Origin of the sequence: Martelella sp. HB161492 (assembly GCF_013184775.1) — a bacterium.
Lineage (GTDB): Bacteria > Pseudomonadota > Alphaproteobacteria > Rhizobiales > Rhizobiaceae > Martelella.
Map to the genome: position 1 here is coordinate 1 of NZ_JAATVV010000026.1, position 11,631 is coordinate 11,631.

At 59.6% G+C, this 11,631-nt stretch carries 16 protein-coding genes; 14 read left to right on the forward strand and 2 right to left on the reverse strand.

The window, feature by feature from the left end; all coding sequences use genetic code 11:
- The 10 genes from HCK86_RS23545 to HCK86_RS23590 form a co-directional block, all read left to right on the forward strand.
- On the forward strand, positions 1-1,030 hold a 1,030-nt coding region (locus HCK86_RS23545; protein ID WP_176086939.1), incomplete at its 5' end, for a terminase gpA endonuclease subunit.
- Entirely contained in the window at positions 1,027-1,257 is a 231-nt protein-coding gene (gene gpW / locus HCK86_RS23550; RefSeq protein WP_176086940.1) for a gpW family head-tail joining protein, read from the forward strand. The genes HCK86_RS23545 and gpW, both read left to right, overlap by 4 nt.
- Positions 1,254-3,038, forward strand: coding sequence for a phage portal protein (locus tag HCK86_RS23555; RefSeq protein ID WP_176086941.1), 1,785 nt, complete (start codon positions 1,254-1,256; stop codon positions 3,036-3,038). The genes gpW and HCK86_RS23555 overlap by 4 nt, the downstream gene beginning before the upstream one ends.
- On the forward strand, positions 3,035-3,919 hold the full coding sequence (locus HCK86_RS23560; RefSeq protein ID WP_246739754.1) for a S49 family peptidase: 885 nt from the start codon (positions 3,035-3,037) through the stop codon (positions 3,917-3,919). Before HCK86_RS23555 ends, HCK86_RS23560 begins: the two co-directional genes overlap by 4 nt.
- 31 nt (positions 3,920-3,950) lie before the next feature.
- A complete protein-coding gene (locus tag HCK86_RS23565) occupies positions 3,951-4,475 on the forward strand; it encodes a hypothetical protein (protein WP_176086942.1) in 525 nt (174 codons plus the stop codon).
- A 33-nt stretch (positions 4,476-4,508) separates the two neighbouring features.
- On the forward strand, positions 4,509-4,865 hold the full coding sequence (locus tag HCK86_RS23570) for a head decoration protein (RefSeq protein ID WP_176086943.1): 357 nt from the start codon (positions 4,509-4,511) through the stop codon (positions 4,863-4,865).
- Positions 4,866-4,904: 39 nt separating this feature from the next.
- Positions 4,905-5,936 carry a major capsid protein gene (locus HCK86_RS23575; RefSeq protein WP_176086944.1) on the forward strand — a complete coding sequence of 344 codons (1,032 nt, stop codon included), beginning with the start codon at positions 4,905-4,907 and terminating at the stop codon, positions 5,934-5,936.
- A 60-nt stretch (positions 5,937-5,996) separates the two neighbouring features.
- Positions 5,997-6,431, forward strand: a complete 435-nt coding sequence (locus HCK86_RS23580) for a hypothetical protein (protein ID WP_176086945.1) — start codon at positions 5,997-5,999, stop codon at positions 6,429-6,431.
- Positions 6,428-6,760 (forward strand): hypothetical protein, encoded by a 333-nt coding sequence (locus tag HCK86_RS23585; protein WP_176086946.1) that lies wholly within the window; start codon positions 6,428-6,430, stop codon positions 6,758-6,760. Before HCK86_RS23580 ends, HCK86_RS23585 begins: the two co-directional genes overlap by 4 nt.
- An 8-nt stretch (positions 6,761-6,768) precedes the next feature.
- A complete protein-coding gene (locus tag HCK86_RS23590; protein ID WP_246739755.1) occupies positions 6,769-7,224 on the forward strand; it encodes a hypothetical protein in 456 nt (151 codons plus the stop codon).
- A 43-nt stretch (positions 7,225-7,267) separates the two neighbouring features.
- Here the strand turns inward: HCK86_RS23590 and HCK86_RS23595 are convergent, their stop codons facing one another.
- Positions 7,268-8,218 carry a sensor domain-containing diguanylate cyclase gene (locus tag HCK86_RS23595; protein ID WP_176086948.1) on the reverse strand — a complete coding sequence of 317 codons (951 nt, stop codon included), beginning with the start codon at positions 8,216-8,218 and terminating at the stop codon, positions 7,268-7,270.
- Positions 8,219-8,501: 283 nt separating this feature from the next.
- On the opposite strand from HCK86_RS23595, the gene HCK86_RS23600 reads away from it, so the two are divergent.
- The 3 genes from HCK86_RS23600 to HCK86_RS23610 are packed head-to-tail and all read left to right on the forward strand — an operon-like array spanning position 8,502 to position 9,617.
- Complete coding sequence (locus HCK86_RS23600; protein ID WP_176086949.1) at positions 8,502-8,753, forward strand: hypothetical protein; 252 nt, start codon at positions 8,502-8,504, stop codon at positions 8,751-8,753.
- Positions 8,754-8,793: 40 nt separating this feature from the next.
- Positions 8,794-9,207: a phage tail tube protein gene (locus tag HCK86_RS23605; RefSeq protein WP_176086950.1), complete on the forward strand. Its 414-nt coding sequence runs from the start codon at positions 8,794-8,796 to the stop codon at positions 9,205-9,207.
- A complete protein-coding gene (locus tag HCK86_RS23610; RefSeq protein ID WP_176086951.1) occupies positions 9,207-9,617 on the forward strand; it encodes a hypothetical protein in 411 nt (136 codons plus the stop codon). The genes HCK86_RS23605 and HCK86_RS23610 overlap by 1 nt, the downstream gene beginning before the upstream one ends.
- Before the next feature lie 7 nt (positions 9,618-9,624).
- On the opposite strand, the gene HCK86_RS24160 is transcribed toward HCK86_RS23610, so the two are convergent.
- Positions 9,625-9,819, reverse strand: coding sequence for a hypothetical protein (locus HCK86_RS24160; RefSeq protein WP_246739756.1), 195 nt, complete (start codon positions 9,817-9,819; stop codon positions 9,625-9,627).
- Positions 9,820-9,837: 18 nt separating this feature from the next.
- Here HCK86_RS24160 and HCK86_RS23620 point away from each other — a divergent pair.
- Positions 9,838-11,631, forward strand: a 1,794-nt coding sequence (locus HCK86_RS23620) for a phage tail tape measure protein (protein ID WP_176086952.1), incomplete at its 3' end; no start/stop codon positions are given.

Here is an 11,631-nt window from a genome sequence, read left to right on the forward strand (position 1 = left end):
GCTTGGCCTTGCCTTTGAGGCAGACAATAAGGCGGTGGACTGGGAAGACCTGCGCGACCGCGCCGATGCAACGGGGTTTAAACGTGGCATCGTTCCGGCCGATAGTCTGGCGCTCACCATGGGCATTGACGTTCAGGGCGACCGTGTCGAGTGGCTGTTGCGCGGCTGGGGCCGCAACAAGGCAAGCGCGGTGATCGATTACGGTGTGATCGACAGCCGGGCGGGCAGTCATCTTGCCGGCTATCGCGAGCATTCCGGCCATATCTCAGAGCCGCAGGTGATGAAGGCGCTCGATCAGCTGATCGCTAAGCGCTGGCCTGATGAGAATGGCAAGCCAAGAAGCATCGATCGCGTCGGCATCGACGGCAATGCCTATACCGAAGATGTCTGGTTCTGGGTTCGCGGTCATCCGCGTTCCAAGGTGATCATGGTCCGCGGTGACAATCGCGATACAGCGCCTTTGCTGAGCCAGGTGCGCGAATATGACAAGAGCGGCCGGCCGAAGAAACAGAAGTGGTCGACCCGCTTCTTCAACTTCAACGCCTCGGTGATGAAGATCGGGCTTTACCGGGACTTTAAGAAGAATGACCCGGAAGCGCCGGGCTATATCCGCTTTGCCACCGGCCTTGGTGATGCCTTCTATCAGCAGGCCACATCTGAGGTTCGCGTCAAGGAAAAGGACCGCAGTGGCTATCCGCGCTGGCGCTGGAAGCTTCCCGAAGGCCAGCGCAATGAAGTGCTCGACATGATGAACCAGTCGCGCGCCGCCGCAATCCGGCTTGGCGTTCCCTATTGGAGCGATGAGGCATGGGACGTTCGCGCCGAGGAACTGGCGAAGCTTGAGCCGGAACGGCAGGGCGATCTCGAAGATCTGATCGGCAATCTTGCCGCTGTCGCCGAGGCCGTCAGCCGGGCGCAGGAAGAACGTACCGAAGCGGCTGAACCTACACAAACAACCGTCCCGGATCGCGTTGCCGCAGCCATGCGGCGCGCCGGCCGGGCGGCACAGAGAAACGGCAGGACACCATGACGACAGAGGAACGCATCACGCTGGAAAGCCAGCTTTCCGAGGCACGGCTTGCGCTCCACAAGCTGGAAACCGGCCGCAGTGCGGTGACGCTTTCTTATGCCGGTGAGACGGTCACCTATTCCGGCGCCGACCGGACTTCGCTCCGGGCCTATATCCGCGGCCTCGAGACTGAGCTTGGCATTCGCTCTTCCAGCCGTCCGCGCGGGCGAGGGGTGATCTTCGGATGACAGTGGAACTCTATGGACCTGACAACAAGCCGCTGCCTGCTGCTGTTCGTCAGTCGGCCCGGCTTCAGGCAACGCGCAACCGGATGATGGTGAGTGTCTCCGGTGCTGCGGTAACACGGGCACCCTATCAGGGGGCGGCATCCGATCATCCGAGCTTTGCCAGCTGGAAGGCGGGCAATTATTCCGGCCAGTCGGCGCTGTCGCTCTCACGCCCGACGCTTGTGGACCGGCTGAATGATGTCGCCCGCAATGACGGCTGGGGTGCCGCCGGCACGTCGCGTCTGGTCGATAACATTATCGGCGCCGGCTGGAAGCTTGCCGCACGTCCCAATCATGTGACGCTGAAGCTGACCTTTGATCAGGCCGAGGCCATCGCAACCCAGATTGAGGGGCTCTGGCGGGACTATACGCAGGATGTTGACATGTGGTGCGATGCCGAGCGCACCAAGAACATGGCCGGGATCCTCGGCCTTGCAGCGCGCAACCGCTTCGGCCCGGAAGGCGAGGCCTTCGGTGTCGTGGTCTGGCAGGATGACGCGACACTGTTCCAGACCGCCATTCACATGGTCGATCCGGCCCGGTGTTCCAATCCGAAAGGCACGCTCGACAGTGAGCATTTGCGCGACGGTGTTGCGATTGATGATTATGGCGCACCGCTTGGCTATCACTTCCGCAAGAGCCATCCGGGCGACCTTTTTGCCGGCAATAGCAAGCTCTGGTCATGGGAATATGTGGCGCGCGCCACCGAATGGGGAAGGCCGATTGTCGTTCATGCCTTCGATCCGAAGCGGCCGGGCATGACGCGCGGGGCGTCCGACTGGGCACCGATCATGCGGTCGATCAAGCAATCGACGGATTACGAGGATTTTGAAAGCCAGGCGGCAATGCTGAACGCCATCATGGCGGCCTTTATCGAAACGCCGTTTGATCCTGAGGAGATGATGGCCGCCCTTGATGCCGAGGGCGGTGATGGTGCGCTCGGCAAGCTCTATGGCGAGATGTCGGACGCGCAGAAGGCCTATTACGGGGCAGCGCCGATCAACCTGCCGGGTGTTCGCATCAACACGCTGCTGCCGGGCGAGAAAGCAAACCTGACCAAGCCTGAGCACCCGAACGCCAACTTCGAGGTGTTCGTCAATGCGGCGCTCCGCAAGATCGCCTCGGCCGTGGGCCTGACCTATGAGCAGCTGACCATGGACTGGAGCCAGGTCAATTATTCATCGGCCCGTGCGGCACTGCTGGAGATCTGGCGCGGCTTCACGGCGAAGAAGTCGGGCTTTGCTGCTCAGTTCATGGCGCCGATCTATCGGGCATGGCTTGAAGAGGTGTTCGACAAGGGCCTGATCGAACTGCCCGAAGGGGCGGTATCGTTTGAACAGAACCCCGCCGCCTGGTGCCATGCCGACTGGATCGGGCCGGGCCGGGGCTGGATTGATCCGCTGCGCGAAGCACAGGCCGCCGGTGAGCGGCTTGACCGGCGGTTGACGACGCTGCAGCAGGAATCGGCCGAACAGGGGCGGGACTGGAAGATGGACGCCGATCAGCTGGCACGTGAGGCCCGCTATTATCGCAGCCTCGGCCTGACGCATCCGGCCGAGGCTGAGGCTGTGCCCGTAGAAAGCAATCAGAACCCGGCGCCGTCGCTGGATGAGGCGGATCAGGACAGCGAGGTCGAGGATAGTGTCAACGGCCGCAGCAACGGCCAGCAGAGCGGAAGCGGGCGGGGCGCCCGCCGTCATCCGCTTGGTATCCCCGCCATTCATGGAAGGGCAAGACAATGAACTATCCCGAAATCGCCAGCCGGATGTTCAACACCCCGCTGATGCTGCATCCGGGCAAGGCCGAGACGATAGGCCGGGCCTTTGGCCCGCGCGTGCTCGGCCTGCCTGAGGCGGGATCCGAACAGATGGGGCTGATCGGTGAGACGATCCGCGAGGCAAAAGATGGCTGGGGCAACAAGGTCTATAATGGCGTGCGCCGTGCCAGCGACGGGATCGGCCTGATCGAAATCGAAGGCTCGCTGGTCAATAAGGGCAGTTTTATCGGCAAGTCCTGCGGTGTCACCTCCTATGAGGGGATTGGCATTCAGGCCGATGACTGCCGCCTTGATGACAGTATCAGGGGTGTCATTCTCGAAATCGACAGTTTTGGCGGTGAGGTCACCGGCGCTTTTGACTGTGCCGAAAAGATCTTCGAGCTTTCCGCCGCCAAGCCGACCATTGCCGTGCTGACCGATCATGCCTGTTCGGCCGGTTATCTTCTGGCTGCGGCCGCGCGGATGATCGTGATCCCGTCAACCGGTGTCTGCGGCTCCATCGGCGTTGTCTCGATGCATGTCGATGTCAGCGGCTGGCTGAAGAAAGAAGGCCTTGCGGTGACCATCCTGAAGGCTGGCGCCCATAAGGCTGATCTCAACCCTTATGAGGCGATCCCCGAAGATGTGCTTTCGCGCGAGCTTGCCGAACTGGAAGAGATGCGCATCGAATTTGCAGAAACGGTTGCCCGGTATCGCGCCGGGCGGCTGACGACAGAAGCGGCCCTTGCCACAGAGGCGGGCGTCTATCGCGGCATGAAGGCGGTTGAGGCTGGTCTTGCCGATGCCGTTCAACGTCCCTCGCAGGTGCTTGCCGCCTTTGAGGCTGCCCTTGGCCCTGCGGCCTGATCCATCAACCAACCCCCAAGAGGACAAACAGATGTCACAGATCACGCGCGGGTTCACCGCGAACGTGCTGGCTGCCGTGCGCGGCCAGAACCGCATGGAAGACGATCCCGGTAATGCCGACCCGGAAAAGGATAGCCCACCCGAAGGCATGGAAGACGATCCCGGCGCCCCTGACGACCCAAAGAATACGGACGATCCGAGTGCTGAAGGTGAGGGCGAGGGGAACCCGGACGATGAACCCGATGGCGATGAGGGCAGCCAGATGTCGGCGCGGACGGCCGAGCGCAAGCGGATCCAGGCGATCCTCATGCATCCGAAGGCCGAGGCCAATGCAGGCCTTGCGGCGCATCTGGCGTTCAGCACCTCGCACAGCTTTGCCGAGGCCAGCGCCATTCTGAATGCCTCGGCTGCAACATCGAACGGCAACCGCCTTGCGGGCCGGATGGCCGGCAAGACGCCAAAACTCGGCGCGGGCGGTGCACCCTCGGCCGCATCCGAAAAGCAATCGCTTCTGGCAGCCGTCGGCAGCGCCATGAAAGCCCGTCACGGCCGCTGATTTGCGCCGGCATTCCAACTGGAGAACTCCCCCATGAATACGGCAAGCTACGCCCCCAACGATCTGATTGTCTCTGACATTCCGGTCACCACCCGCACGGTGACGATTGCCTCCGGTCAGGTTCTCGACCGCGGCGCCGTTCTCGGCGAAATCACCGCTTCGGCCAAACACATTCTGTCGGCCGCAGCGGCCGGCGATGGCTCGGAAACACCCGACTGTGTGCTCGCCTTCGATGTTGATGCCACCGGCGGCGATGTCCAGGCGCAGGCCTACTTCTCGGCCGGTGTCGCTGCCGACAAGCTCACCTTTGGCGATGGCCATGATGCGACGACCGTTGAGCAGGCATTCCGCCGCAACGGTTCGGGCCTTTATGTCCGCCAGCTCGGCTAAGCGCCCCGTTCTTCCTTCATCTCGACAGGATAAATCCCGATGGAAAACTTTCTTCTCAATACGGCCGAACTGGTCACGGTTCTGCCGCCGCGCGATCGCCCGGAAGCCTTCCTGCGCAATCGCTATTTCTCGACCACCGTGCTTTCCGAGCAGGAAGAAATTGTCTTCGACAAGATCATCCCGGATCGCGAGCTTGCCCCCTTCGTTCATCCCGACGTTCCGGGCAAGGATGCCGCCAATCGTGGCTTCAAGGCCACCAGCCTGAAGCCCGCCTATGTCAAGCCGCAGAATACCCTTCGCCCCTCGGGCAATCTGATCCGTGTTCCAGGCGAGGCAATTGCCGGTGTCATGTCGCCGGAAGAGCGCTATGCCTATAACATCGCCGCGATCATCGACGATCAGGACATGCGGATCACCCGGCGCGAAGAGGCGATGTGCTCTGAAGTGCTGCGCACCGGCAAGGTCGTTGTTGAGGGCGAGAACTATCCGACCCAGACGGTCGACTTCGGCCGCGACGCATCGCTGACCATCGCACTGACGGCTGCAGCCCGCTGGGGCGAGAGTGGTGTTGATCCCTTTGACGATATCGAAGACTGGATCGAACTGCTGGCGCTGACCGATGGCTTCACCGCCCGCGAGGTGACGCTGGGGCCGGGTGCTGCGACGCTGCTGAAGCGTTCCGAGCGTTTCCAGAAGATGCTCGACAACCGCCGTCAGGCGTCCGGCTCGATGGAGTTCGGCCCTGTCTCGACCGGTGCTGAGGGCAAGTATTCGGCGGTTCTCGGTGTGATCGGCGAGATCACCTTCGTGCAGTATTCGCAGGGCTATACGACCGGCGGTGTGAAGGGCAACTTCTGGCCGAGCTATGGCGTTGGCGTGATGGATCCGCAGGGCTTCATGGGCCACTTCGGCTATGGCGCTATCCTCGATGACCAGGCGCTTCTGCCGATGGCCCGTTTCCCCGACATGTGGACGGAAAAGAACCCCTCGCGCACGGTCTGCCAGACGCAGGCCGCCCCGCTGCCGATTGCGCCGGAGCCGAATGCCAGCCTGTTTGCACTGGTGCGCTGATTCTGATCGCCGGGCGCAACAGCCGCCCGGCACTTCTTCCAAAATATGGAAACGATAACAATGGCAAAGACGCGAAAGTTCAACACAACGGTGAAGCTTGGCAACAAGACCTACGCGCCAGGCGAGGATGTACCGATCACCGACAAGGGCCTCAGTGATGCCGCCGCCGATAACCTCGATCAGGTGTTCGGCCTGTTCAGGACCTCGGCCGAGGGCAGCACCAGCGACCGGCGGATTGCAGCACTCACCGAAGAGCGTGACAGCCTTGCCGATCAGGTCGCAAGTCTGACAGCCGAGCGGGATGCACTGACCAGGGCCAGCAAGAGTGGCAGTGCCGATCTGACGGCACTGACCACCGAGCGCGACAAGCTGGCTGCAGATCTCAAGACCATGACGGCCGAGCGCGATCAGCTGGAAGAGGATAACGGCACGCTTGCCGATGAACTGCAAAAGCTTCAGTCCGCAAATAGCGGTAACACGGGCGACAAGACATGAGCCTTCCACGGCCGCAGTTGTTTGCCGGCCTCGGTGAGGAATTCGCCGGGGCATTCGGCAATGTCGATTGCCTGTTTACGATCGACGGTGTCGTGCAGGCAAAGCCGGTGCGCGGGATCCTGCGGCAGAAAATCGGCCGCGATCTCGGTGACGAATTCGGTCAGGATGTCGAGGGGATCACGCAAACGCTCAGCGTTCCGGCAACCGGCCTCGATGATCTCGAAAGCCAGCGTGACAGCGTTCAGATCAACGGCCAAACCTTCGAGATTGCCAATCAGGCTGACGACGGCCGGGCGATGAAGGTGCTCTTCCTGAAAGGCAATGTCTGATGGCGCATATGCGGACACAGATTTTTGACGCGCTTCTCGCCCGGCTTTCGGCCATCCCGGAATTCTCCGGCGCGGGCAAGGTCAAACGCGCCCGAACCGAAGCGATCCGCGAAAGCCTGCTGCCGGCGTTGACCGCCACATGGTCGGAAAAGCAAGAAACGGCAACCATCCGCCCCTGTGTCGGGCCAAATGGTGAGGATGGTTACGACCGGCGTCTGCCGATTGATATCATCGTCCACTTCAAGGCCGAGGATCCCGATATCGAGTTTGACCGGCTGGCTGTTGCAATCGAGGCGGCACTTGGTGCAGCGATCAAGCTCGACGGTCTGGTGATCGAGATGGTGCTGGACGAAAGCCGGCATTATGTCGACCGCGCGACCGGGATATCGCTCGGGATTGGGGCGCTGACTTATGTGGTGGATTATGTGACACTGGCGGGCAATGCTGACGCCAGTGCGGAATAGTAACTGACCTATCTTATCTTTTATCGCATGAAATCGAATAGCCTTAATGATTGCTTTGGGGCTGACCGTGCCATAGCCAGCCTCCTTTGTTCGTTTTCTTCATGCGATAAAGCGCCTGGTCCGCTTTCTTCAGTACGTCTCTTAAATTTGGACCGTCCTCGGGCCATTGACTAATGCCGATTGTCAATCCGAGACGAATATGGTCACTAACGTGTTTGAAGGGCGCGCTGATCACTTGCTTTATATGCGTGCATTGAAATTCCACCTCCTTGGCCGTAACCAAGCCTGTAAGCAGCACGACAAATTCGTCTCCGCCAAAACGGAAAAGTGCTCCATTGGCTTGAAGGGATTGCTGAATTCGCCTGGCAGTTTCAATCAGAATAGAATCGCCGATGTCGTGTCCCAGGCTGTCGTTGACCGCTTTGAAACCGTCAAGGTCTAGCATCAGCACTGTCAGCGGCAGCGTTTGATCTCCCAGTCGCGCCGACGTCTCTTTTTCCCATTGCATCTGGAGGGCGCGTCTGTTTCCTGCTCCGGTAAGCGGGTCCTCGAAGGACAGGCGATGAAGTGCTTCTTCTGCTCGCTTCTGAGCAGTAAAGTCCTCAAACGTGGCAATGGCGATCCCGATATCATGAAGGAGCGTTCCCCGGTGGATGACCGTCACGATGGATCCATTTGCACAGCGAACATCGAGTTCGATTGGTAGAACTTCGGAAATTCCACTGCCCGCTGGCTGCCAGATATTTTGCCATCTCTGCCTCGTCAGTTTCCTGTCGGATTCGTTGACGTAAGTGTTCTCAATCCAGTCAGCGACCGTCTTGAAGCTGTCATCGCGGTAGCCAAAGAGCCGTTTGAAGGCGAGATTTACAAATTGGATCTCGCCGCTCGAGGTGTAGGCCCATGAAATAGGAATTGGCAATGCGTCCAGAATAATATGAAGGTCACGTTGCGAGGCATGGGTTCCATGTTGAGCTCGTTCAAAGAGTTCTCTCATGTAATCGGCGGGTCCAGTTGAAACAGAGAACCAGATATATAGTGCGATTAAATTTATTGAATAGTGTCAATTATGAGGTTCTTATGGCCACTATGAATGCCTGTGATTAAATAATTGATATTATTTATTTTTGTTATATTTGCGAGATTCCGTCTCTATTAACTTTTGCTTGAGGTTCCGGTGCGACGGACAACCCAAGATAAAGGTCAGTATGGCGACGAAGACGGCCAAATCAATCGTTCACTCTCCGGTTTTCAGAACCGGTCCCCAGGGAGAAAACTCCATGAACCCCACATCCAAAAAGGGCGGTCTTGACCAGCCCTTCTGGTTCGGTGCGCCTGTCGTGCCGGATGACGATACCGATCTGCCGCAGGCCTCGACGCTTTATGTCGGGCAGGGCGGTGACATTTGCGGCATCACCAGGGGCGGCACGGAAGTGACGCTGAAGAACCACCCAACCGGTTATGTGCTCGGTGTCTTTGCCCGCGTGAAGGCGAGCGGCACCACGGCTGCGGATATCGTCGCGCTCTGGTGAGCGTTTTTTCCTCCATCATTGTTTCGAAAGGATCCTGGGTATGGCCCTGGGCAGAGAACTTATTATCAAGCGCAAGAATGCAGACGATGAATTCGATATCGTCTGCGTGGTCGAACAGCGTTCGCTCAACATCAACAATGAGGAAGTCGATACGACCAGGCCGGATTGCGACAATCCGGGTGGCGTCCTCAAATATTCCTCGATCGGCGGCGTCCAGTCGGTGCGCTGGTCAGGATCCGGCGCCTATGTGTCTTCGGCAACGCAGGCGCTGGTGCTGCAGGATATCCTCGGGCAGACGCTGGCCGAGTATCAGGTCACTGTTCCGAGTGTCGGGACGTTTGAAGGACCGATGCGAATCCTCTCTGCGAACTTCCAGGGGGATAAAAGCGGCGAAATGACCTGCGACCTTGCCGGCGTCTTTGACGGCGATGTCGTTTTTGCGGCGGTTGCCTGATGGCGACGGCCTTCGCAAACCCCTTGCGTGGTGAGGCAGCGGTCACGATCGGCAAACAGGCCTTTGTCGTGGCCGTCACCTTTGGCGGGTTGATGCGGCTGTCACAGGCCATCGGAGCCCGCTCGATGGATGAGGTCTATCAGCGTCTGCTGGGCTTTGAACCCTTCGCTGTTTCCTGCGCCATTCGCTGCCTTGCCGTCACCGAGACGGATGAACAGGCGGCCGAGCTTGCGGCAGAAATCCTCTCCGACAAAAACATCTCGGCCGCCGACCAGTCGAACTGGCGCAAGGCGATCGAGAAGGCGCTCACTGCGCATATCGAGGCGGGCAACAGCCTGCGTGAGACTGTGTCAGTTTCCGAGCAGGTGGAGGCAGCCGTCTCGGCAAAAAAAGACCAGCCGGCGTCCTGATCGCGGATCATATCCGCACGCTTTTCCAGATTGCGATCGGTTCGGAAAAGATCGGCTGGACGCCGGCGACATTCTGGGCGGCAACGCCTGCAGAGCTTGTCATGGCGATTGACGGTGTGACCGGGAAGACCAGTTCGCCAAGCCCGGTCAGTCGTGACCGGATCCGCGCGATCGTTGCCGGGCACGGCCCGCAAAAATCCATTCGTAAGGGGAAGGCTTCATGAGCAGACCGGACATTCCTGTCAAAATCGGTGCGGATGATCGTGAGTTCAAAAGCGCCATGACCCGGATCCGCATGCAGGCGAGAACGGCTGCGAATGACACGGCCAGCTCGTTCCTGGCGATCAAATCGAAGATCGGCGGTCTTGGGAATGTCTTTGGTGAGGCCTTCGGCGTTCTGAGTGCCGGCCCTGCCGGCATTGCCGCATCGCTCGGCCTTGGCGCAGTTGTCTCCGCTGTGCATGAAACGGTGGATGCTGTGACCGATCTCGGAAAGGCAGCCAAGACCGCCGGCGTGGATTTTGAGGCGTTCCAGGAACTGCGATACGCCGCGGTAAAATCGAAAGTCGACGTTGACGCGCTGACGGATGGTTTGAAGGAAATGCAGCTTCGCGCCGACGAATTTGTCAAGACGGGCGGCGGTTCTGCGGCTGAATCCTTCCAGCGTCTCGGGCTGAATGCGCGGCAGCTTTCCCGCATGCTCGACGATCCGGCAAAGATGTTCGAAACGCTGATCGGAAAGATCCGTCAACTTGATAAGGCGGCCCAGATCCGTGTGCTTGATGAGATGTTCGGCGGTACTGCTGCCGAGCAGTTTTCCTCGCTGATGGATGATAGTGCTCAGAGCATAGCCGATGCCCGTCAGGAAGCCCGTGACATGGGTGCCGTGATGGATGAGGAATTGCTGAAGAAGGCCGAGGATATCAACGCTCAGTGGGAAACCATGGCGCTGATCGTCAGCACCAACTTTAAATCCGCCGTCATCGATGTCACGACCAAGGTCGGCGAGCTTCTCCAGAATATGCGGGCTTTCCTGACGATGGTCGAAAGTGCGCATGACAAGGTTGTCCAGGCGCAGGCCGCCGGCGCGAAAATGGCTGCTATGGCCCATGGTGGATCTGCCGAGGACGATACGGTGCTTGACCCGGTGGATGTTACGACCGATGGCGCAGTCGCGCGGCGCATGGCAGAGCTGGATGATTACAATGCCGGGCGTGAGGCACTGGAAACCAAGCTTGCCGCAAACCGCAAGGTCAGTGCAGAGATTGACCACCAGAACAGCCTGACGGCCGATCAGCTGTCGCTTGAGCAGGAAATCGAGCGGATCCGTGCGCAATATACCAAGGCCGGGGGCAGCGCGACGGAAGAGGAGCTTCAGGCCAAAGCTGAGGCCAGTCTTGCGGCAAAGAAAGCCCGGCTTGCTGAAACAAGAAAGAGCGGCGGTGCCTCAACCAAAAAGGAAAAGGACGCTGTCAGGGACCTGATCCAGGCGCTGAAGGACGAGCTCGATATGTCGACCATGTCGGCCGAGCAAAAGAAGGTCTTCGCAAACCTTCGCCGCGCTGGCACCGATGCCACGGAAGACGAACGGGCGGCGATCGAAAAGCTGACGCTTTCGATTGATGAACAGGCCAAGAAACAGGAACAGGCAGCGGAAACGGCGGCCTTTTTCCGCGATACTGCCTATGACAGCTTTCAGTCGGTTATTCCGGCGATCGAGACCGGCAATGACGCGCTTGATACGCTGATTAACAAGCTGATCGAAGCCGCAGCGCAGGCAGCTATTCTCGGGACCGGGCCGCTTGCCGGGCTGTTCGGTGGCGGCCTGTTCGCCAGTGGATCTTCGCAGTCTGCGCTGGCGGCGGCCGGCAAGATCACTGGGCTTTTTGCATCGGGAACGGATTTTGCGCCGGGCGGAACGGCGATTGTCGGAGAGAAGGGGCCGGAACTTGTGAACCTGCCGCGCGGCAGCCAGGTCATTCCCAATCACCGGCTTGGAGCCGCCCTTGAAAGC

Excerpts from the sequence above, each read along its gene's own strand:
- gpW (WP_176086940.1), top strand. The coding sequence starts at position 1,027 with ATGACGACAGAGGAACGCATCACGCTGGAAAGCCAGCTTTCCGAGGCA.
- HCK86_RS23555 (WP_176086941.1), top strand. The coding sequence starts at position 1,254 with ATGACAGTGGAACTCTATGGACCTGACAACAAGCCGCTGCCTGCTGCT.
- HCK86_RS23560 (WP_246739754.1), top strand. The coding sequence starts at position 3,035 with ATGAACTATCCCGAAATCGCCAGCCGGATGTTCAACACCCCGCTGATG.
- HCK86_RS23565 (WP_176086942.1), top strand. The coding sequence starts at position 3,951 with ATGTCACAGATCACGCGCGGGTTCACCGCGAACGTGCTGGCTGCCGTG.
- HCK86_RS23570 (WP_176086943.1), top strand. The coding sequence starts at position 4,509 with ATGAATACGGCAAGCTACGCCCCCAACGATCTGATTGTCTCTGACATT.
- HCK86_RS23575 (WP_176086944.1), top strand. The coding sequence starts at position 4,905 with ATGGAAAACTTTCTTCTCAATACGGCCGAACTGGTCACGGTTCTGCCG.
- HCK86_RS23580 (WP_176086945.1), top strand. The coding sequence starts at position 5,997 with ATGGCAAAGACGCGAAAGTTCAACACAACGGTGAAGCTTGGCAACAAG.
- HCK86_RS23585 (WP_176086946.1), top strand. The coding sequence starts at position 6,428 with ATGAGCCTTCCACGGCCGCAGTTGTTTGCCGGCCTCGGTGAGGAATTC.
- HCK86_RS23590 (WP_246739755.1), top strand. The coding sequence starts at position 6,769 with ATGCGGACACAGATTTTTGACGCGCTTCTCGCCCGGCTTTCGGCCATC.
- HCK86_RS23595 (WP_176086948.1), bottom strand. The coding sequence starts at position 8,218 with ATGAGAGAACTCTTTGAACGAGCTCAACATGGAACCCATGCCTCGCAA.
- HCK86_RS23600 (WP_176086949.1), top strand. The coding sequence starts at position 8,502 with ATGAACCCCACATCCAAAAAGGGCGGTCTTGACCAGCCCTTCTGGTTC.
- HCK86_RS23605 (WP_176086950.1), top strand. The coding sequence starts at position 8,794 with ATGGCCCTGGGCAGAGAACTTATTATCAAGCGCAAGAATGCAGACGAT.
- HCK86_RS23610 (WP_176086951.1), top strand. The coding sequence starts at position 9,207 with ATGGCGACGGCCTTCGCAAACCCCTTGCGTGGTGAGGCAGCGGTCACG.
- HCK86_RS24160 (WP_246739756.1), bottom strand. The coding sequence starts at position 9,819 with ATGGATTTTTGCGGGCCGTGCCCGGCAACGATCGCGCGGATCCGGTCA.